Source organism: Pseudomonas sp. RA_15y_Pfl2_54, assembly GCF_963971015.1.
GTDB classification, from domain to species: domain Bacteria; phylum Pseudomonadota; class Gammaproteobacteria; order Pseudomonadales; family Pseudomonadaceae; genus Aquipseudomonas; species Aquipseudomonas baetica_A.
The window spans coordinates 1-19,650 of sequence record NZ_CAXAPN010000016.1; the positions used below are offsets into that span (position 1 = coordinate 1).

Here is a 19,650-nt window from a genome sequence, read left to right on the forward strand (position 1 = left end):
ATGGTGCGGGAAGCGGTCTTGATCTACAACCAAGAGCGCCCGCACCTGTCCTTAAAATACAAAACGCCCGATGCAGTGCATCGGGCGTTAGGGTGAGATAGGTGTAAACCTATTTCAGGACTAGACAAGCTCAAAACGAATAGCTGTTCTTAGAACACCACACCCTGACTGCGCAGGTAATCATCGTAGGTGCCGCTGAAGTCGGTCACGCCATCCGGGCTCAGCTCGATGATGCGCGTAGCCAGGGACGATACGAACTCACGGTCGTGGCTGACGAAGATCAGCGTGCCCGGGTAGTTTTCCAGCGCCAGGTTCAACGCTTCGATCGACTCCATGTCCAAGTGGTTGGTCGGTTCGTCCATGATCAGCACGTTCGGCTTTTGCAGGATCAGCTTGCCGAACAACATGCGACCTTGCTCACCACCGGAAATCACTTTGACCGACTTGAGGATCTCGTCGTTGGAGAACAGCATGCGGCCCAAAGTACCGCGAATCATCTGCTCGCCCTGAGTCCACTGACCCATCCAGTCGAACAGCGTGACGTCGTCTTCGAAGTCGTGCGCGTGATCCTGAGCGTAGTAACCCAGTTCCGCGGCGTCAGTCCACTTGATGCTACCGGCATCCGGGGTCAGTTCGTTGACCAGGGTGCGCAGCAGGGTGGTCTTGCCGATACCGTTCGGGCCGATGATCGCGACGCGCTCGCCCGCTTCGACCTGGAAGCTGAAATCCTTGAACAACGGCTTGCCGTCGAAGCCTTTGGCCATTTTTTCGACCATGACGGCCTGGCGATGCAGCTTCTTGTTTTGATCGAAACGGATGAATGGGCTGACACGGCTCGAAGGCTTGACCTCGGCCAACTGGATCTTGTCGATCGCCTTGGCGCGGGAAGTGGCCTGCTTGGCTTTCGAGGCGTTGGCCGAGAAGCGGCTGACGAACGATTGCAGTTCGGAAATCTGCGCTTTCTTCTTGGCGTTGTCCGACAGCAGTTGCTCGCGGGACTGGGTCGCCACGGTCATGTACTCGTCGTAGTTGCCCGGGAACAGACGCAGCTCGCCGTAATCCAGGTCAGCCATGTGGGTGCACACGCTGTTGAGGAAGTGACGGTCGTGAGAGATGATGATCATCAGGCTGTTGCGCTGGGTCAGAATGTTTTCCAGCCAGCGAATGGTGTTGATGTCCAGGTGGTTGGTCGGTTCGTCGAGCAACAACACTTCCGGATCGGAGAACAGCGCCTGAGCCAGCAATACGCGCAGTTTCCAGCCTGGCGAGACTTCGCTCATCGGGCCGAAATGCTGTTCCAGTGGAATGCCCAGGCCCAGCAGCAACTCGCCGGCACGGGATTCGGCAGTGTAGCCGTCCATTTCGGCGAACTCGGTTTCCAGCTCGGCCACGGCCATGCCGTCTTCTTCAGTCATTTCCAGCAGCGAATAGATGCGATCGCGCTCGGCCTTGGCCTTCCACAGCTCTTCGTGACCCATGATCACGGTGTCGATCACGGTGAATTCTTCGTAGGCGAACTGATCCTGGCGCAATTTACCCAGGCGCACGTTCGGCTCGAGCATGACCTGACCACCGGACGGGTCAAGGTCGCCGCCAAGGATTTTCATGAAGGTCGACTTGCCGCAACCGTTGGCGCCGATCAGGCCGTAACGGTTGCCCGCGCCAAATTTGACCGAAACGTTTTCGAAGAGCGGCTTGGCGCCGAACTGCATCGTGATGTTAGCTGTAGAGATCAAGAGTTTTTCCTGCGAAGCATTCTGAATTGCGAGGGTGCGGCCGGAGCGCTTGGCCCGAGTCAAAGTGCGCTGAAGCGGGGAGGTCCCGTCATCAACCAAGGGGGGCGCGTAAAGTTTGGCGGCGATTGTACTGGTCTGGCTCTTTAAACGATAGGGCGAACACGCCACGAACGCCGATTGGCACAATCGCGGGACAGTTTTTCACAGATGAAGGCTCACTATCGGTTACAAAGTGTGGCTAAAATGCCATCCATTCACCTAGCGCCCTAGAACGGCGTGGGCTCAAGGACGCGCCATGTGTACTCAGACCACTGCATAAGACGCCAGAGTTCATGCTCCCGGGTGCGCGCAGTTTGTTCACTTCTGACGTGTGACGATTTTTCGTGAAACTTATCATTGCTGCTATTTATGTCATTTCCATTGCATACGTACACCTGCGTGGCCGTGTGCGCCACAAACTGGGCCGGCAACTGAGTGATCACTCGACGTTTCTCGCGCCGATCAATTGCTTCCTCTATCTGTTCTCGAAGAAGCCGAACAAGCCTTATCTCGATCCGGCAGACTTTCCTGATCTGAGCCCATTGCAAGCCCATTGGAAGGAGATTCGCGAAGAAGGGCAGAATCTGCTGCGCGCTGGCGAGATCAAACGTTCCGATCAATACAACGATGTGGGATTCAACTCGTTTTTCAAAACCGGCTGGAAGCGGTTCTACCTGAAATGGTACGGCGACAGTCACCCGTCGGCGATGAAGTTGTGCCCAAGAACGACCGAACTGGTACAAAGCATCGGTTCGATCAAGGCGGCAATGTTTGCCGAGTTGCCTCCGGGATCGAAACTGGTGCGTCACCGCGACCCGTATGCCGGTTCTTATCGTTATCACTTGGGCCTGGAAACGCCGAACGATGAGGGTTGCTATATCAATGTCGACGGTGAGAACTATCACTGGCGCGATGGCGAAGCGGTGATGTTCGACGAAACGTTCATTCACTATGCTGAAAACAAGACCGACAAGAACCGGATCATCCTGTTCTGTGACATCGAGCGGCCGCTGAAGTATCGATGGGCCGCAGCGTTCAACGGCTGGTTTAGCCGCACTGTGATGTCGGCAGCGGGTGCGCCGAATGATGCGGGGGACCGTACTGGCGGGATCAACCGGTTGTTTACCAAAATCTACAAGATTCGTTTGCGCGGCAAAGAGCTGAAAAAGCGCAACCGCAAGCGGTACTACATGGAAAAGTGGGCGATTTTCGGTGGTTTACTGGCTGTCTTCATCTTGATCTGATGAATATAAAGCCGCCACCGACGCCTTCGCGAGCAAGCCTGCGCCTTTCCAGAGTGTAAGAGCCAGGCTGATTTACCCGGGTGATCTTCAGGTGCCCGCGGCTCAGGGCGAAACTTCCCCGTCATTTGGCGGCTTCCGAGGGTTCGGTCAAGCCGTGTTACATGTTGTTTAAAGGTCATGGGTTAACAAATCCGAACCCTGGGCGTAGCGTGGACTCGAAGGCTCTATTCCATGCCCATCGAGAGGCCGCCCCATGAACCGAATTCTGCTTGGCATCACCGTCCTGACACTCAGTGGCGGTCTGGTTCATGCGGATGTCCTGCTGGCGCAAAGCCCTGCCGGCAACAGCAACAACCCCTACAACAGCCCAATCCGCCGGGCCAACCCAAACAGCATGCAGGGCACCCATCCCAATGCCCCGCCAATGCGAGGGCCAAACACCGTACCGACGCCACGCCAGCCCACCGTTGAGAATCGTGGCATTGGCAACGGCCAGCCGATTCGCTCGTCGCCAAGTAAACCGCCCGCGTTCATTCCCAACCCTCCCTCGCGGGATTCCGGCAGTAACCGCTGAACGGCAGGACTGCTGTTCTGCCAGCCTTTGAAACGAACAAAAGGACTCGTGCATGTTGCGTAAAACCCTCCTGGCCAGCCTGTGCGTCAGCGCACTGATCAATGCTCCGGTCTTGGCCGCTACCCAAGAATTGCACAGCGAGCAGGGCACCCTCGAAGTCACCACGATTACCCAGGGACTCGAGCATCCGTGGGCGCTGGCCTTTCTGCCGGATCGCGGAGGCATGCTGGTGACCGAGCGACCGGGCAACCTGCGGGTGGTGGGTACAGAGGGTCAATTGTCTGCGCCTGTCAGCGGCGTACCGAAGGTCTGGGCCAAAGGGCAGGGCGGTTTGCTGGATGTCGTGCTCTCACCAGATTTTAAACAGGACCGGCTGATTTACCTGTCGTACGCCGAAGGCGGCGGCGTCGGGGACAAGGCCGGGACGGCCGTAGGGCGTGGGCGGCTGTCGGACGACCTGAAAACGTTGAAGGACTTTAAAGTGATCTTCCGCCAAGAGCCGAAACTCTCTGTCGGCAACCATTTCGGTTCACGACTGGTGTTTGATCGCGACGGTTATCTGTTCATCACCCTGGGCGAAAACAACGACCGGCCCACCGCGCAGGATCTCGACAAGCTGCAAGGCAAAGTCGTACGTATCTACCCCGACGGCAAAGTACCGGACGACAATCCATTCGTGGGTCAGTCTGGCGTGCGGCCCGAGATCTGGTCGTACGGCCAGCGCAATCCACAGGGCGCAGCACTCAATCCGTGGACCGGCACGCTTTGGGAGAATGAACACGGGCCGCGCGGAGGTGATGAGATCAACATCATCGAGCGGGGGAAAAACTACGGTTGGCCACTGGCGACTCACGGCATCAACTATTCCATGCAGCCGATCCCGGAAGCTCAGGGTAAAACCGCTGAAGGCACGATTGCGCCGCATCATGTGTGGGAGAAGTCGCCAGGCGTATCGGGGTTGGCGTTTTACGACAGCGACCGTTTTAAACCGTGGCAGCACAACGCGTTTATCGGCGCGCTGGCGACACAGGAACTGATTCGCTTGCAGTTTGATGGTGACAAGGTGGTGCATGAGGAGCGCTTGCTCGGCGAACTCAAGCAGCGCATCCGTGACGTACGGCAAGGGCCGGATGGCTACCTGTACGTGTTGACGGACGAGGAGAATGGTTCGCTGTACAAAATCGGTCTGAAGTAACCCGCTGTGGCGAGGGAGCCTGTTCCCTCGCCACACATCGGCACAGATAACGCAGAACTCTACTCAGTCCCGCATTTGGCCGAACCGCCACCGCGATGCCTTGTTATAGTTCGGGCTTCATTTTCAGCCCGGTAAAGGATCACTGCCATGTCTCAATACACCGCCTTCAGTGTCGAACTGGCCAACAATATCGCTCATGTGCAGATAAACCGTCCGGAAAAAATCAATTCGATGAACGCCGCTTTCTGGAGCGAGATCGTCGAGATCTTCCAGTGGATCGACGACACAGACGAAGTGCGCGTGGTGGTGCTCAGCGGTAATGGCAAACACTTTTCCTCCGGCATTGACCTGATGATGCTCGCCGGCGTCGCCAATGAATTGGGCAAGGACGTCGGTCGCAATGCGCGCCTGCTGCGCCGCAAGATCCTGACCCTGCAAGCCTCGTTCAACGCCGTCGACAACTGCCGCAAACCAGTGCTGGCAGCCATTCAGGGGTACTGCCTGGGCGGCGCGATTGACCTGATCGCCGCGTGCGACATGCGCTACGCCGCCGAAGACGCGCAATTCTCGATCAAGGAAATCGATATCGGCATGGCCGCTGATGTTGGCACATTGCAACGGTTGCCGCGGATCATCGGAGACGGCATGCTGCGTGAGCTGGCTTACACCGGTCGCACATTCGGCGCTGAAGAGGCGCGTAACATCGGTCTGGTCAATCGTGTTTACAGCGATAAGGATGTGCTGCTCGAAGGCGTTTTCGATATCGCCCGCGACATCGCTTCCAAGTCGCCTATCGCGGTCACTGGCACTAAAGAAATGATCAGCTACATGCGCGACCATCGCATCGACGACGGTCTCGAATACGTTGCCACCTGGAACGCCGCCATGTTGCAATCCACCGATTTGCGCGTGGCCATGGCCGCCCATATGAGCAAACAGAAACCCGAATTTCTGGATTGAGAAACCATGACATCTCGCTGGACCACTGCAGTACTGGACACTGATCAACCCGGCGGTTGGGCGGTGGCGCGCAGCCCCGAAGGCTTTCTGTTCGATGACAACGGCGCACTATTCCCCCGGGAATGGCTAAAGCGTCAGGACCTGTCGACCCTCGCCGAACATGGCATTGGCCATCTCGATGGCGAGCCGGTGTACCTCCTGGAATTACGCAGTGCCAGCGAGGTGCCGGGTTGCAACTGGAAAGGTTTGCGGGCGTTCATGCTCGATGGCGATCACACGATCTATAAAGTCTTGGGCTACGCCGCGCAGATCGGCACCTGGGCTCGAGAACATCGCTTCTGCGGCAATTGCGGGAAAGCGATGAGACAGGTGCCACGTGAGCGTGCGATGTATTGCCAGCTGTGCGATTTGCGCAGTTACCCGCGCATTTCGCCGAGCATGATCGTACTGATCACCCGTGGCGACGAGATTTTGCTGGCACGCTCACCGCGCTTCGTTACCGGCGTCTATAGCACGCTTGCCGGGTTTGCCGAACCGGGCGAGTCGGCCGAAGATTGCCTGATTCGAGAGGTGCGTGAAGAAGTGCAGATCGAGGTGAAGAACATTCAATACATGGGCAGCCAGTGCTGGCCGTTTCCGCATTCGATGATGCTGGGTTTCCATGCTGAATACGCCGGCGGTGAGATTGTCTGTCAGGAAGACGAGATCGAAGACGCCCAATGGTTCAACGTGCATGATCTGCCGCCGTTACCGGCGTCAAAATCGATTGCCCGTTACCTGATCGACGTCTACGTGGCGCGGCGCTTAGGCCACGCTGAACCAGTGCTGCCAGGCTAGACGCACGGTCAAACCCAGTACCACGGTGATGAACACCGGGCGAATGAACTTGGCGCCGCCGCTGATCGCGGTGCGCGCGCCAAAGAACGCGCCGACCATCACCGACAGGCCCATGCTCAGGCCGATGATCCAGTCCACCTGCCCGGAAAACACGAACACCGACAGCGCCGCAATGTTGCTGACGAAGTTCATGCTGCGCGCCACGCCGCTGGCCTTGACCAGATCGATGGGGTAGAGCAGCAGGCTGCTGACGGTCCAGAACGCACCCGTGCCGGGGCCGGCCACACCGTCGTAGAAACCAAGGCTGAAGCCTTGGCTTGATTGCCATTTCTTTTTGATCGGTGCGTCGCTGTCCAGCGGCGCTTTTGGTGTGCCGCCGAACAACAGGTACAAGCCGCACGCGAAGACGATCACCGGGAGCATTTTGTTCAGCCATTCTGCGGGCAGGTAATGGGCGACGATGGCGCCCGCCAGCGCGCCAACCAAGGTACCGATAATCGCGTGTACCCATTGCCGTGGATGAAACAGCTTGCGTCGGTAAAAGGTGAAACTGGCGGTGGCCGAACCAAAGGTCGAACTGAGTTTGTTGGTACCCAGCACCAGATGCGGCGGCAGGCCGGCGGTCAGCAACGCAGGTGTGGTCAACAGGCCGCCCCCGCCCGCGATGGCGTCGATGAATCCGGCAATGAAAGCGACGAGGGCCAGAATGGCCAGGGTGGTGAGGTCAACACTGAGTTCGAAAGGCATGGAATCGGCTTATTCGGCAGGGCGCAGTTCTAGGCTGCGGGGAGGATCGCCATGTTACTCATTTCCAAGTGTTGCCGCGAGCCGTTAGCCTGCTCGCGTCTACACCGCGGTCTTCGTGAAATTACAAACCCAGATCAGACAGCCCCGGATGATCATCCGGGCGACGCCCCAGCGGCCAGTGAAACTTGCGATCGCTTTCCTTGATCGGCATGTCGTTGATGCAGGCATAGCGCTGGAACATCAAGCCATTCTCATCGAACTCCCAGTTTTCGTTGCCGTAAGAACGGAACCAGTTACCCGAATCGTCGTGCCACTCGTAGGCGTAACGCACGGCAATGCGCGTGTCAGACCAGGCCCAGAGTTCCTTGATCAAACGGTAATCCAGTTCCTTGGCCCATTTACGGGTCAGGAAGGCCTTGGCTTCTTCGCGGTTGCTGGCGAACTCGGCGCGGTTACGCCACTTTGTATCGAGGGTGTAGGCCTGCGATACCTTTTCCGGATCGCGAGAATTCCAGCCATCCTCGGCCAAACGAACTTTCTCGATCGCCGAATCTCGGTTGAAGGGCGGCAATGGTGGACGTACCTGGGCTGCAGTAGACATGTTAAGTCTCCCGATAAATTCAACGTTTAAACAACTTGTCAGGCTCATTAAGGTGTTACAGGTCCAACAACTTTCGCGCCATGCATTGCGCATTATCGGCGGCACTGTGATCACCCATCACAAGCGCTACGGTAATGGCGCCATCAATCAGGATCAGCATCTGTTTGGCCAGCAGTTGCGGATCCTTGGCGCCATGTTCGGTACATAGCTCGCACACATAGTCGAGCAGCTTCTGTTTGTGCTCTTTGGCGACCTGGCGCACCGGGTCCTGAGGGTCGCCGGTTTCGCCGCTGGTATTGATGAACGCACAGCCGCGGAAACCTTCCGAAGCGAACCAGCCCTTGAGCACGGTAAACAGGTTGAGCAAGCGATCGGCGGGGGTTTCGGCCTGATCGACGGCGTTTCGGTACCAGTGCATCCAGCGCACGTCACGGCGTTGCAGGGCGGTGACGGTCAGCTCCTCTTTGTTGGCGAAGTAGCGGTAGATACTTTTTCTGGAGACACCGGCGGTTTTCACCAGAAGATCCATGCCAGTGGCGGCGATGCCGCTTCTGTAAATCAGCTTTTCGGTGACATCCAGAATGATGTCGCGAGTCGATGGGTCAGTAGTCAGGTTCATGTGGCAAACAGTAGAATGATCGTTCTCCTTGGTCAAGCGTTGATTTCAAAGTGGCGCTCACGAGCAAGTCCGCCCTCGCCGTGGATCGTTTTTCAAAGGCGGGAGTGAGCCTGCTCACGAAGGGGATATTGCAGCCAGTAACAAGACCCGAACGAGTCGATGGTGTAAGCTCTCGGGTTCTTCGGATTCGACCCATTGCGAGCCCTATGCCGTTGCTTTTCAAACGTTCTCTGCTGCCTAAATTGCGCAGCTTTCCGCTGACCGCCGAGGCCGTGACCATTCTGTCCGGTGCCGCCGAGTTCCGTCGTTGCCTGTTGGAGAAAATCGCCGAGGCGACCCAGCGTATCGTCATCGTCGCGCTTTATTTGCAGCAAGACGAAGCCGGTCAGGAAATCCTCGATGCCTTGCACGCCGCCAAACTCAAGCGTCCAGAGCTTGAAATTGCTGTGGTGGTCGACTGGCTGCGCGCCCAGCGCGGGTTGATCGGCGCCGGCAAGCAGCCGGGGAACTCGGCGTGGTATCAGGAGATGACCCGCACCCACCAGAGCGAAGTGCCGGTTTACGGTGTGCCGGTGCAGACCCGCGAGTTGTTTGGCGTGCTGCATTTGAAGGGCTTCGTGATCGACGATTGTGTGGTCTACAGCGGTGCGAGCCTGAACAACGTTTATCTGCACAAGTTCGACAAGTACCGTTTCGACCGCTATCACGTCCTGCGCAGCCCTGAGCTGGCGGATTCGATGCATCACCTGGTCAAGCACGGCCTGATCGAATCCAAAGCGGTGCACCGTCTTGATTTGCCGAACCTGCCGACCACCCGAAGCCTGCGCAACTATATTGGCGATCTGCGCAGTCGACTCAAATACGCGGCATACGACACCAGCGCCGGCAGTACGGCGCACACTGGCCTATCGGTCAGTCCGTTGCTTGGCGTCGGCAAGAACAACCCGCTGAACCGGGTGATTCTCGAGTTGATCGCCAGCGCGCAAACGCAACTGACCATCTGCACGCCGTACTTCAACCTGCCTTTGGGCGTGATCCGTGAGGTCAACCGTGCGCTGGCTCGCGGCGTGAAGATCGACATCGTGGTGGGCGACAAGACCGCCAACGACTTTTACATCCCGCCAAGCGAACCGTTCAAGGTCATCGCGGCATTGCCGTACCTGTACGAGATCAGCTTGCGCCGCTTTGCCAAACGGCATCAGCGCAACATCGACAGCGGCCAGTTGAACCTGCACCTGTGGCGTGACGGTGACAACACCTATCACCTCAAGGGCATGTGGATCGATCAGCGCTATACGCTGCTGACCGGCAACAACCTCAATCCACGGGCGTTCCGTCTGGATCTGGAAAACGCGCTGTTGATGGATGATCAGCAAGGCGAGTGGCTGGAACCGCGGGCGAAGGAGCTGGAGGAAATATTTCGCCATACCACGCGTATCGAGAGTTTCCAGAGTCTGGAAACCTTGCCGGAGTACCCGAGCGGGGTGGCGAAGTTTCTCAAGCGCGTGAGCCGGGTGCGGATTGAGCGGTTGCTCTACCGGATTTTGTAAGGCTTCAAGCTATTCGGTGCAGCCACAACCGCTTGCGCGAGCAAGCCCGCCCCCACAGGAAGGCTGTGTTCACCACAAATAAGGTGATCGACACAGATCCAATGTGGGGCGGGCTTGCTCGCGAGCGGGCCGTATCAAACGCTATAAAAACTCAGTTCAGACCCAGCTTTCCACGCAAGGTCGACAGGTCTTCAGCCAAGGTATTCACCGGCCCGACCAGCGCTTTGCGGTCGTTGTCCTGCACCTTGTCATACGTCTCGAAACCACCGTCCTTGGTTCTGTACTTGGCCAGAACTTTATTCACGGAGGCGAAGTTCTTGTCCACTTTGGCGACGAACGCCTTGTCCTGTTTTTCGATCTGCGGACGGAACAGATCAACGATTTTCTTCGCGCCATCGATGTTGCCCTGGAAGTCGTACAGGTCGGTGTGACTGTAACGATCTTCTTCACCGGTGATCTTGGTCGCGGCAACTTCCTCAAGCAGCGCCGCAGCCCCCCCCACCACCTTCTCAGGCGGGAAGGTCAGACCGGCCACGCGGCTCTGCAGGTCTTTGACGTCTTTGTTCAAACCCTGCGCCAACGTATCCAGGCCTTGGGTGCTCTTTTCAGAGAACAGCGAATACTCGATGCGGTGGAACCCGGTGAAATCTTCCGCTTTCACGCCTTTTTCGTGGTCGTCGACACGCGAATCGATAGACGCATCAAGGTCACTGAACAGCTCGGCAATCGGTTCGATCGACTCGTAGTAAACGCGGGTCGGTGCATAGAGCTTTTGCGCAGTCGCCAGGTCGCCTTTCTTCACCGCATCGGTGAACTGCTGAGTGTGGCTGGCCAGCTCATCGAGTTGTTCGGTGACGTAGATCTTGTAGTCCGACACCGGCCCGACCAGATCCAGTGCAGAGGTCGCTGCGAAAACCGACAGCGGGGTGTTGAGCAAGCCAAGGGTCAGTAATAGCGCGAGTGGCGTTTTTTTCATGGGGCGGCTCCAGTGTCTTGATTGTTTTAGGCAGCGGTTTTCGGTTGTGTGGCATTAAGCAGCGAGCGACCGATGAAGTCCTTGTCGCCCGTAACGCCCGCAAGCGTGAAGAAGTAACCGCCGCCGACGGGTTTGAGGTATTCCTCAAGCGGTTCGCCATTGAGGCGGGTCTGCACGGTGATAAAGCCTTTTTCCAGGTCGGCCTGGTAGCAGATGAACAGCAACCCCATGTCAAGCTGACCGTTCTTGTTTACCCCGTTGGAATAGTTGAACGGCCGACGCAGGATCAGGTTGGCCTGGCTCGCAGCGGTACGCGGGTTAGCCAGGCGAATGTGCGCGTCGAGTTTGGTCAGCTTGCCGGCCGGATCTTTGCTGTAATCCGGGACTTCGGTTTCATGTCGGGCCCCCATCGGCGCGCCAGTGGTTTTGACCCGACCGATGATGCTTTCCTGCTCCTGCAACGGCGTGCGATCCCAGCGCTCGACGAAGTTGCGGATGATCCGCACCGCTTGATAGCTGCCATGCACGGCCCAGGCAGGTTCATCGCTGTCCGGTTGCACCCAGACCACGCGGTCCATGGCTTTGCCGTCGGTGGAATCGGGGTTGGCTGAACCATCCCGGAAACCGAGGAAGTTGCGCGCCGACTGCGCCGGCACACCGGGTTTGGCCGGGGCTTGTGGCGGCACGCTACCTTCCTGTTTCCAGCGCACCAGCAGCAGATCAGGCAGGTTCTTCACAATGTCGCGCAGGGCATGAATGTTGGTGTCGGCGGTGTTGGCACAAAACTGCAGGCTGAGGTCACCGTGGCAGCAGTCGGCGTCCAGTGCATCGTTGGGGAAACCGACCATGCGGATCAGACGCTTGGGTTTGGCGTCGGCTAGGCCGAAGCGCTCATCGAACAGCGACTCACCCACCGAAACGGTGATGGTCAGGTTATCCGGCGTGACCACCGGGCCGAGGATGCCGGAATCCGGGGGCGGCAGTTTCGGGTCAATCTGTGCCACGGGGCCGCCCTTCATCAGAAAGGCGATGCGCTCGTTGAGGGTGCGAAACAGTCGTTCGAGGTCTTCGCGATCACTGGCCAATACGTCGAACGAAACCAGCATGCCCGAGGCTGGGCGCGGGGTGACGATGCCGGTCTGGTGTACGCCGTAGAAATCGTGGCGGTCTTCAGTCTTGTCGCTGCTCGGTGCTTCGGTGACTTGCGCCGGTGCGGCGGCCATGGCCGGGCAGCTCAGGGCCGAACCCGCGAGGGCGACACCGGCGGCCCCCATGCCCATCAGGACACGGCGACGCTGCAGGTTGAGTTGTTCTGAATCTTTCATCGGTACTCGTCTTCTGCTTACAGGCCGGAGAGGCCGAGGGCGGGATCGATGCCATCAAGCGCGCTGGCCAGAGCCTGAGCCTTGTCGGCAATCTGTTTGCGTTGTTCGCCGCTGACCGTGTCGTAGCGGGCGTAGCCGTCCTTGATCTTGTAGGTGTTGAGTTCGGTATCGAAGTCCGTCAGCGCCTTGTCGACTTTCGGTAACAGATCGGCAGCAGACTTGCTCAGCATCGGTCGCAGCAGGTCCACGACTTTGTGTGCGGTTTGCAGGTTGGCGGCAAAACCGTTGAGGTCGCTGTGGCTGTAGCGCTCTTCTTCACCGCTGGCGGCGCGGACGTCGGCGAGTGTGCTGAGGTTGCGCGCGACGCTGTTGACCAGTTGTTCCGGTGGTAGCGACTGGGCGAGCAATTGCTGTATGAGCGTGGTGACGTCGGTCAGCAAGCGCTGAGAAACCGGTGCGAGATCGTCGAGTTTTCCTTGCTGGAACAGGCCGTATTCGATCCGGTGGAAACCGACAAAGGCTCGATCCTGCTCGCGTTTTTCAAAGTAATCGGCGCGGGCGTTGATGCTGTTATCCAGTTCGGCCAGACGCTGCGCAGCAGGAGCCAGGTGTTGATAGGCCGCACGAGCCGGCAGATACGCCGCTTGCGCTTGGCTCAAGTCGCCGCTGGCGATCGCCTGATCAAGCACGGTCACGGCTTTGATCAGCGCGCTGCCCTGGCTGGCCAGATACACGCGGAACTCCGACAACGGCCCGACAAAGGCGATCATCGAGGGCTTGGCTTTGGCCGCGGCGTCAGAAGCAGCTGTGGGCGTGACATGTAAAGTGCCGCGCGGATTGCTCAGCAGGCCACACGTGATCGCGTAGTCGCCGGGTTGCAGGTTGGCGTTGATTGCCTGGCTCAGGCCCGGCGCAATATTCTCGCGCTCCTCGACCACCAGCACGCCGTCGAGGATTTCCCATTCCACTGCTCGCTCGGAGCGGTTGACGATACGGAAACTGGCGCGGCCGGCCGGTACGCTCAATTCATTGGGCTCGCAGTTGCCCGGATGAATGTTGACCACCACTTCGTTGAGGTTGTGCTTTCGTTTGGCCGCCGCCAATTGCGAGGCGTAATAGAACAGGCCACCGGCGGCGACCATCACGATCACCGAGCCGGCCACCGCCCAACGCAAGGCGCGGGGAGGCGAGGCCTGGGGAGTATTAGGCTTTGACATGGGTGCCCTTATTGGCTGGAAACAGAATTCGGTTGTGCGACGGGTTGGGTCGGTGCAGCCGGGAGGAAAAACACCACCAGCGCCACCATCAGGTAGATCAGATAAGCGCCAAGGGTGCTGAGGGTTGGGGTGTCCTGATAACCGAACATGCCGGCCAGCACTGAACCCAGCGGCCCGCCCATCGGCAGCGTGGCACTGAAGTCAAAAACTACGGTTTGCAGGTGATTCCACAGCCCGGCTTCATGCAGCGCCTGCACCGAGTTGGCGAGAATCCCCGCAGCGACGACGAGAATGAACAGCCCGGTCCACTTGAAAAACGCAGAAAGGTTGAGGCGCATGCTGCCGCTGTAGATCAGGAACCCAACAACGATGGCCAGCATCAGGCCGAGCAGGGCGCCAATCGGCGCGCCGGGGCCTTCGCTCTGTTGGAACACGGCGAGCAGGAAGAACACCGTTTCCAGACCTTCGCGGGCCACGGCGAAGAACACCATGGCGATCAGCGCGATGACCTGGTGTCTGGAAGAGGTCAGCGCTTCGTCCAGCGAGGCGTGCAGCGAGTGTTTGATCGAGCGCGCGACCTTGCGCATCCAGAAGACCATGGCGCTTAGAACCCCCACGGCCACCAGCCCGACCATGCCTTCGAACAGCTCCTGCTGCTTTTGCGGGAACTCGGCACTGACCAGTTCCAGCCCGCCACCCACCAGCAGCGCTAGCGCGGCGGCGAGAAATACGCCGATCCACACGGCGGGCATCCATTGGCCACGGCCGGTCTGTTGCAGGTAGCTGGCGATGATGCCAACGATCAGCGCGGCTTCAATGCCTTCGCGCAGCATGATCAGGAAGGGGACAAGCATTCGGTATCCAATAGGTCGTTCGAAGAAGTTACAAGTTGTAACATAATGACACTCATTCGCAAATGAAACTGATTGGCATAAACCTGAACGTTAGCTGAACAATCCTGATTTTTGTGCTGCGCAGGTCTCTGGAGCAGCGGGCTTGCTCGCAACCACGGTTGATTCGTGTTGAATTCAAGTCCTGCGTTAAGATGCCGCACAGTCAAAAACAACCAGGTCTGCCTCGCTCCATGTCGGAAAAAGACACCATCGCCGTTCAATTGGTGCGTGAAGCACTGCTGCAGAGCTGTGCCCCGGGCGCGGCCACTGAAGACGTCTTGAACAAGGTCGGCATTGCTCCAGCCTTGCTGCACGCAGGCGATGGCCGAGTAGCGGCCTCGCAATACGCCAAACTCTGGCGCTTGCTGGCGCGGCGCGGCGATGACGAGTTTTTCGGCATGGACCCGCGCAAGCTCAAGTCAGGCAGCCTTGAGTTCCTCTGTCGTAGCGCGATGGCGCAACCGACACTTGCTGCCGGTTTGAGCAGCGGCCTGGGATTTCTGTCGCTGATGCTTGAACGTCTGCCTGCGCAACTGGTGCATCAGCAGAGCCTCGCGGAAATCGTTTTGCTTGAAGACGAACCTGAACCCGCCCGCGCCTTTACCTATTTCACCTACTGGATGATCGTCCACGGTGTTGCCTGCTGGCTGGCCGGGCGACGTATCCCGATCATGGCCATCGAACTGCGCTGCCCGGAACCGGACTTCACCGATGATTATCGAGTGATGTTTTCGGAAAACCTGCGGTTCGACCGACCTCGCACACGGATGATCTTCGCGGCCGACGTGCTGGATCTACCGATCAAACGCAGTGTCGAGGAGTTGCAACGTTTCCTGGCCCACGCGCCGGCCAACATCCTGGTGAAGTACCGCGACCCACAAAGCTTTGCCAGTCGGATCAAACAGGATTTGCGTCAGTTGCCCGCCGAGAGCTGGCCTGAAACCGAAGCGCTGGCGCAGCAATTGTGCATGTCGGCTTCAACGTTGCGCCGACGCCTGGCGGAGGAGGGGCAGACGTATCAAGGCCTCAAGGACAGTGTGCGCAAGGAGTTGGCGATTATGTGGCTGGCGGAGCCTTCGATCAGTTTTGTCGAGATCGCAGCGCGGCTAGGGTTTGCCGATGCCAGTTCGTTCTACAAAGCGTTTCGCAAGTGGTCGGGGTCCAATCCTGGGCACTATCGCACGTTGATCCTGAATGAGGCGGTCTGATCCAGATCATCCGTCGCCCGGCCCGACGCCTTCGGGAGCAATCCCCCTCCCACAGTTCAGATCAGCTCCCTCAGCTTGAAATGCATTCCCCTGTGGAAACAGACCCGCTCCCGAAGAGGCCGGAACGGGCAGCACACTTACCAGCGCTTGGCCAAACCAGTCAGCCACTTTGATGGCTTTGACCATTGCCCCAAGCCCACCACAGCGCGACTATCGCTGTGTTGTTTACGGTTCCCAGCCTAATAAAAACACAGAGGGATTCTGGCAATGCGCGATTACTTGTCTGCCACCGAACAGTTCAACTATCAGCACACCGTCGATGCCGCGCTCAGCGCAACGCTTGAGGCGCTCAACGCCTGCGTCGAATGTTGCGACCGTCATGCATTGCCGGGGCGCATCGCGCTGTTCTGGGAAGGCCGCGACGGCGCCAGCGCGACCTACACCTTCAGCGACTTGCAGGACAAAGCCGCGCGTTTCGCCAATTTTCTCCTCGCCCAAGGCGTGCAGAAGGGCGACAAGGTTGCCGGCCTGCTGCCACGCAACATCGAATTGCTCATCACCGTGTTTGCCACCTGGCGTATCGGCGCGGTGTATCAGCCGCTGTTCACCGCGTTCGGCCCCAAGGCCCTCGAACATCGCCTGAACAGCTCCGGCGCCAAAATCGTGGTCACTGACGCCGTCAACCGACCGAAACTCACGGAAGTTGCAGACTGCCCGACGCTGGTCACCGTCAGTGGCGCCAAAGGGCAGGGCATCGTCCGGGGCGATTTCAGTTTCTGGGCCGAACTGGCTCATTATTCCAATGCCTGCGAACCGGTGCTGCTGACTGGCGAAGACCCGTTCCTGTTGATGTTCACCTCGGGCACCACCGGCCCGTCGAAAGCGCTGTCGGTGCCGCTCAAAGCCATCGTCGCGTTCCAGAGCTACACTCGCGATGCCGTGGATCTGCGCCCGGAAGATGCGTTCTGGAACGTCGCCGATCCGGGCTGGGCCTACGGCATCTATTACGGCGTCACCGGCCCTATGTCGATGGGCCACCCGATCACCTTCTACGACGGCCCGTTTACCCTGGAAAGTACCTGCAGGGTGATCAACAAGTACGGCATCACCAACCTCACCGGTTCGCCAACGGCGTATCGCTTGCTGATTGCCGGCGGTGACGAGTTCGCCAAGTCGATCAAGGGCAAACTGCGCATCGTCAGCAGCGCCGGTGAGCCGCTGAACCCGGAAGTCATCCGCTGGTTCGCCGACCACCTCGACGTGGTCATACACGACCATTACGGCCAGACCGAACTGGGCATGGTCCTGTGCAATCACCACGGCCTCGCACACCCTGTTCATGTTGGCGCTGCCGGGTTTACCTCGCCGGGTCATCGCATTGTGGTGCTCGACGATCAGTACAACGAACTTGGTGTCGGCCAGCCGGGCATTCTCGCCATCGACCGTCCGCAATCGCCGATGTGTTGGTTCGGCGGTTACGAAGGCGCGCCGACCAAGGCGTTCGTCGGCGACTACTACCTGAGCGGTGACACCGTGGAATGGAACCCGGACGGCAGCATCAGTTTTGTCGGCCGCAGCGATGACGTGATCACCACATCGGGCTACCGCGTAGGCCCGTTCGACGTCGAAAGTGCGTTGATCGAACACCCGGCCGTGGTCGAAGCGGCGGTGGTCGGCAAGCCGGACCCGGAACGCACCGAACTGGTCAAAGCGTTCGTCGTGCTCAGCGCGCAATACCGCGCCGCGCCGGAGTTGGCCGAAGAGCTGCGCCAACACGTACGCAAGCGTCTGGCCGCGCATTCCTACCCGCGTGAAATCGAATTTGTCAGCGAGTTGCCCAAAACCCCGAGTGGCAAATTGCAGCGCTTTATCTTGCGCAACCAGGAAATCGCCAAGGCTCAAGAGGCCGCGGCGCATAACGTTTCAGCTTGAATCAGGAAGTACAGTCATGCAGATCGAAAACAAGGTTTTTATCGTCACCGGCGGCGCGTCCGGCCTGGGTGCCGCCACGGCTGAATTGCTGGTCAGTGCCGGCGCCAAAGTGATGCTGGTGGACATGAATGCCGAAGCAGTCGCCGCACAGGCGCAGCGTTTGGGCGCGCAAAGCGTGGTGGCCGATATCAGCAACGAAGCCGCCGCCGAAGCTGCCGTGCAGGCGACCGTCAAAGCCTTCGGCAGCCTGAACGGTCTGGTCAACTGCGCCGGTATTGTGCGTGGCGAAAAGATCCTCGGCAAGAACGGCCCGCATGCACTGAGCAGTTTCGCCCAAGTGATCAACGTCAACCTGATCGGCAGCTTCAATATGTTGCGCCTGGCCGCTGCGGCCATCGCCGAAGCCGAGGCCAATGCCGACGGCGAACGCGGCGTGATCATCAACACCGCCTCGGTGGCGGCATTCGATGGCCAGATCGGTCAGGCCGCCTATTCGGCGTCCAAAGGCGCCATCGCCAGCCTGACCTTGCCGGCCGCCCGCGAACTGGCCCGCTTCGGCATTCGTGTGATGACCATCGCACCGGGCATTTTCGAAACCCCGATGATGGCCGGCATGACCCCGGAAGTCCGCGACTCGCTGGCCGCTGGTGTGCCGTTCCCGCCGCGTCTGGGCAAGCCTGCCGAGTACGCCGCACTGGTTCGGCATATCATCGAAAACAGCATGCTCAACGGTGAGGTGATCCGTCTCGACGGTGCCTTGCGCATGGCCGCCAAGTAAGGAGGATTTGTCATGACCCTTTCCAACGATCCGATTGTCATCGTCAGCGCTGTCCGCACCCCCATGGGCGGCTTTCAAGGCGAACTGAAAAGCCTCACCGCGCCACAACTCGGCGCTGCCGCGATCAAGGCGGCGGTGGAGCGTGCAGGTGTTGCCAGCGACTCGGTCGACGAAGTGCTGTTCGGTTGCGTATTGCCGGCAGGCCTCGGTCAGGCGCCTGCGCGTCAGGCCGCACTGGGCGCCGGGCTGGATAAATCGACCCGTTGCACCACGGTCAACAAAATGTGTGGCTCAGGCATGGAAACCACCATGCTCGCCCACGACATGTTGGTCGCTGGCAGCGCCGATGTGGTCATTGCCGGCGGCATGGAAAGCATGTCCAACTCGCCATATCTGCTGGATCGTGCCCGCGCCGGTTACCGCATGGGCCATGGCCGCGTGCTTGATTCGATGTTCCTCGACGGGCTCGAAGATGCCTACGACAAAGGCCGGCTGATGGGCACCTTCGCCGAAGATTGCGCCCAAACCCATCACTTTAGCCGTGAAGCCCAGGACGCGTTCGCTATCGCTTCGACCACCCGCGCCCAGCAAGCGATCAAGGACGGCAGCTTCAAGGCTGAAATCGTTCCGCTGACCGTGACCGTCGGCAAAGAGCAGGTGCTGATCAGCCATGACGAGCAGCCGCCGAAAGCCAAACTCGACAAGATCGCCTCACTGAAGCCGGCGTTCCGCGAAGGCGGCACGGTGACGGCGGCGAACGCCAGTTCGATCTCTGATGGCGCCGCTGCACTGGTGCTGATGCGTCAGTCGCAGGCGCAGAAACTCGGTTTGAAACCACTGGCGGTGATTCACGGCCACGCAGCGTTCGCCGACACCCCGGGCCTGTTCCCGGTGGCGCCGATTGGTGCGATCAAGAAATTGATCAAGAAAACCGGTTGGTCGTTGGGCGACGTTGATCTGTTCGAGGTCAACGAAGCGTTTGCTGTGGTCGGCATGGCGGCGATGACTCAATTGGAAATTCCTCACGACAAACTCAACGTGCACGGCGGCGCCTGTGCCTTGGGCCATCCGATCGGTGCATCCGGCGCGCGGATTCTGGTGACCTTGCTCTCGGCCTTGCGCCAGAGAAACCTCAAACGCGGTATCGCGGCAATTTGTATCGGCGGCGGCGAAGCGACGGCCATGGCCGTGGAATGCGTCTACTAAGGCCAACCATTCC

Annotated in this window: 18 protein-coding genes; 10 read left to right on the plus strand and 8 right to left on the minus strand. The window is 59.1% G+C overall.

Annotation, left to right across the window (positions count from 1 at the left end; translation table 11 throughout):
* Positions 1 to 149: 149 nt before the first annotated feature.
* Positions 150 to 1,736, minus strand: a complete 1,587-nt coding sequence (locus AACY50_RS13355) for an ABC-F family ATPase (protein WP_339538672.1) — start codon at positions 1,734 to 1,736, stop codon at positions 150 to 152.
* A 383-nt stretch (positions 1,737 to 2,119) separates the two neighbouring features.
* On the opposite strand from AACY50_RS13355, the gene lpxO reads away from it, so the two are divergent.
* From lpxO to nudC, 5 genes are all read left to right on the plus strand, one after another.
* Positions 2,120 to 3,019, plus strand: a complete 900-nt coding sequence (gene lpxO / locus AACY50_RS13360; RefSeq protein ID WP_339465106.1) for a lipid A hydroxylase LpxO — start codon at positions 2,120 to 2,122, stop codon at positions 3,017 to 3,019.
* 253 nt (positions 3,020 to 3,272) lie between these two features.
* Positions 3,273 to 3,593 carry a hypothetical protein gene (locus AACY50_RS13365; protein WP_339465105.1) on the plus strand — a complete coding sequence of 107 codons (321 nt, stop codon included), beginning with the start codon at positions 3,273 to 3,275 and terminating at the stop codon, positions 3,591 to 3,593.
* Between the two features lie 52 nt (positions 3,594 to 3,645).
* A complete protein-coding gene (locus tag AACY50_RS13370; protein ID WP_339538673.1) occupies positions 3,646 to 4,788 on the plus strand; it encodes a PQQ-dependent sugar dehydrogenase in 1,143 nt (380 codons plus the stop codon).
* A gap of 147 nt (positions 4,789 to 4,935) precedes the next feature.
* Entirely contained in the window at positions 4,936 to 5,748 is an 813-nt protein-coding gene (locus AACY50_RS13375; protein ID WP_221731677.1) for a crotonase/enoyl-CoA hydratase family protein, read from the plus strand.
* A 6-nt stretch (positions 5,749 to 5,754) separates the two neighbouring features.
* Positions 5,755 to 6,585: an NAD(+) diphosphatase gene (nudC, locus tag AACY50_RS13380; RefSeq protein ID WP_339465103.1), complete on the plus strand. Its 831-nt coding sequence runs from the start codon at positions 5,755 to 5,757 to the stop codon at positions 6,583 to 6,585.
* On the opposite strand, the gene AACY50_RS13385 is transcribed toward nudC, so the two are convergent.
* The 3 genes from AACY50_RS13385 to AACY50_RS13395 all read right to left on the minus strand — a co-directional run bounded on the left by AACY50_RS13385 (position 6,553) and on the right by AACY50_RS13395 (position 8,552).
* Positions 6,553 to 7,332, minus strand: a complete 780-nt coding sequence (locus AACY50_RS13385; RefSeq protein WP_339465102.1) for a TSUP family transporter — start codon at positions 7,330 to 7,332, stop codon at positions 6,553 to 6,555. The two genes, nudC and AACY50_RS13385, sit on opposite strands and share 33 nt — an antisense overlap.
* Before the next feature lie 121 nt (positions 7,333 to 7,453).
* Positions 7,454 to 7,933: a nuclear transport factor 2 family protein gene (locus AACY50_RS13390; RefSeq protein WP_339465101.1), complete on the minus strand. Its 480-nt coding sequence runs from the start codon at positions 7,931 to 7,933 to the stop codon at positions 7,454 to 7,456.
* Positions 7,934 to 7,988: 55 nt separating this feature from the next.
* Complete coding sequence (locus AACY50_RS13395) at positions 7,989 to 8,552, minus strand: TetR/AcrR family transcriptional regulator (RefSeq protein WP_339465100.1); 564 nt, start codon at positions 8,550 to 8,552, stop codon at positions 7,989 to 7,991.
* Positions 8,553 to 8,758: 206 nt separating this feature from the next.
* Between AACY50_RS13395 and pssA the strand changes: the two genes are divergently transcribed.
* Entirely contained in the window at positions 8,759 to 10,102 is a 1,344-nt protein-coding gene (gene pssA, locus AACY50_RS13400) for a CDP-diacylglycerol--serine O-phosphatidyltransferase (RefSeq protein ID WP_339465099.1), read from the plus strand.
* 151 nt (positions 10,103 to 10,253) lie between these two features.
* On the opposite strand, the gene efeO (AACY50_RS13405) is transcribed toward pssA, so the two are convergent.
* The 4 genes from efeO (AACY50_RS13405) to efeU are packed head-to-tail and all read right to left on the minus strand — an operon-like array spanning position 10,254 to position 14,474.
* Positions 10,254 to 11,078, minus strand: a complete 825-nt coding sequence (efeO, locus tag AACY50_RS13405; RefSeq protein ID WP_339538674.1) for an iron uptake system protein EfeO — start codon at positions 11,076 to 11,078, stop codon at positions 10,254 to 10,256.
* Positions 11,079 to 11,104: 26 nt separating this feature from the next.
* Positions 11,105 to 12,403: an iron uptake transporter deferrochelatase/peroxidase subunit gene (efeB, locus tag AACY50_RS13410; RefSeq protein ID WP_339538675.1), complete on the minus strand. Its 1,299-nt coding sequence runs from the start codon at positions 12,401 to 12,403 to the stop codon at positions 11,105 to 11,107.
* Positions 12,404 to 12,420: 17 nt separating this feature from the next.
* Complete coding sequence (gene efeO / locus AACY50_RS13415) at positions 12,421 to 13,620, minus strand: iron uptake system protein EfeO (RefSeq protein ID WP_339538676.1); 1,200 nt, start codon at positions 13,618 to 13,620, stop codon at positions 12,421 to 12,423.
* Between the two features lie 8 nt (positions 13,621 to 13,628).
* Entirely contained in the window at positions 13,629 to 14,474 is an 846-nt protein-coding gene (gene efeU, locus AACY50_RS13420; protein WP_339465094.1) for an iron uptake transporter permease EfeU, read from the minus strand.
* 230 nt (positions 14,475 to 14,704) lie between these two features.
* Between efeU and AACY50_RS13425 the strand changes: the two genes are divergently transcribed.
* The 4 genes from AACY50_RS13425 to AACY50_RS13440 all read left to right on the plus strand — a co-directional run bounded on the left by AACY50_RS13425 (position 14,705) and on the right by AACY50_RS13440 (position 19,637).
* Complete coding sequence (locus AACY50_RS13425) at positions 14,705 to 15,721, plus strand: AraC family transcriptional regulator (protein ID WP_339465093.1); 1,017 nt, start codon at positions 14,705 to 14,707, stop codon at positions 15,719 to 15,721.
* Between the two features lie 267 nt (positions 15,722 to 15,988).
* Positions 15,989 to 17,653, plus strand: a complete 1,665-nt coding sequence (locus tag AACY50_RS13430; RefSeq protein ID WP_339507659.1) for an AMP-binding protein — start codon at positions 15,989 to 15,991, stop codon at positions 17,651 to 17,653.
* 16 nt (positions 17,654 to 17,669) lie between these two features.
* Positions 17,670 to 18,431, plus strand: a complete 762-nt coding sequence (locus AACY50_RS13435; protein WP_095126290.1) for an SDR family NAD(P)-dependent oxidoreductase — start codon at positions 17,670 to 17,672, stop codon at positions 18,429 to 18,431.
* Positions 18,432 to 18,443: 12 nt separating this feature from the next.
* Positions 18,444 to 19,637: an acetyl-CoA C-acyltransferase gene (locus tag AACY50_RS13440; protein WP_339494374.1), complete on the plus strand. Its 1,194-nt coding sequence runs from the start codon at positions 18,444 to 18,446 to the stop codon at positions 19,635 to 19,637.
* The last annotated feature ends 13 nt before the right edge of the window (positions 19,638 to 19,650 follow it).

What these genes read in the sequence shown, in the direction of transcription:
- AACY50_RS13375 (WP_221731677.1), top strand. Translation starts at nt 4,936, where the DNA reads ATGTCTCAATACACCGCCTTCAGTGTCGAACTGGCCAACAATATCGCT.
- AACY50_RS13365 (WP_339465105.1), top strand. Translation starts at nt 3,273, where the DNA reads ATGAACCGAATTCTGCTTGGCATCACCGTCCTGACACTCAGTGGCGGT.
- AACY50_RS13390 (WP_339465101.1), bottom strand. Translation starts at nt 7,933, where the DNA reads ATGTCTACTGCAGCCCAGGTACGTCCACCATTGCCGCCCTTCAACCGA.
- efeB (WP_339538675.1), bottom strand. Translation starts at nt 12,403, where the DNA reads ATGAAAGATTCAGAACAACTCAACCTGCAGCGTCGCCGTGTCCTGATG.
- efeU (WP_339465094.1), bottom strand. Translation starts at nt 14,474, where the DNA reads ATGCTTGTCCCCTTCCTGATCATGCTGCGCGAAGGCATTGAAGCCGCG.
- AACY50_RS13395 (WP_339465100.1), bottom strand. Translation starts at nt 8,552, where the DNA reads ATGAACCTGACTACTGACCCATCGACTCGCGACATCATTCTGGATGTC.
- efeO (WP_339538674.1), bottom strand. Translation starts at nt 11,078, where the DNA reads ATGAAAAAAACGCCACTCGCGCTATTACTGACCCTTGGCTTGCTCAAC.
- nudC (WP_339465103.1), top strand. Translation starts at nt 5,755, where the DNA reads ATGACATCTCGCTGGACCACTGCAGTACTGGACACTGATCAACCCGGC.
- AACY50_RS13440 (WP_339494374.1), top strand. Translation starts at nt 18,444, where the DNA reads ATGACCCTTTCCAACGATCCGATTGTCATCGTCAGCGCTGTCCGCACC.
- AACY50_RS13385 (WP_339465102.1), bottom strand. Translation starts at nt 7,332, where the DNA reads ATGCCTTTCGAACTCAGTGTTGACCTCACCACCCTGGCCATTCTGGCC.
- AACY50_RS13425 (WP_339465093.1), top strand. Translation starts at nt 14,705, where the DNA reads ATGTCGGAAAAAGACACCATCGCCGTTCAATTGGTGCGTGAAGCACTG.
- pssA (WP_339465099.1), top strand. Translation starts at nt 8,759, where the DNA reads ATGCCGTTGCTTTTCAAACGTTCTCTGCTGCCTAAATTGCGCAGCTTT.
- AACY50_RS13370 (WP_339538673.1), top strand. Translation starts at nt 3,646, where the DNA reads ATGTTGCGTAAAACCCTCCTGGCCAGCCTGTGCGTCAGCGCACTGATC.
- AACY50_RS13435 (WP_095126290.1), top strand. Translation starts at nt 17,670, where the DNA reads ATGCAGATCGAAAACAAGGTTTTTATCGTCACCGGCGGCGCGTCCGGC.
- efeO (WP_339538676.1), bottom strand. Translation starts at nt 13,620, where the DNA reads ATGTCAAAGCCTAATACTCCCCAGGCCTCGCCTCCCCGCGCCTTGCGT.
- AACY50_RS13430 (WP_339507659.1), top strand. Translation starts at nt 15,989, where the DNA reads ATGCGCGATTACTTGTCTGCCACCGAACAGTTCAACTATCAGCACACC.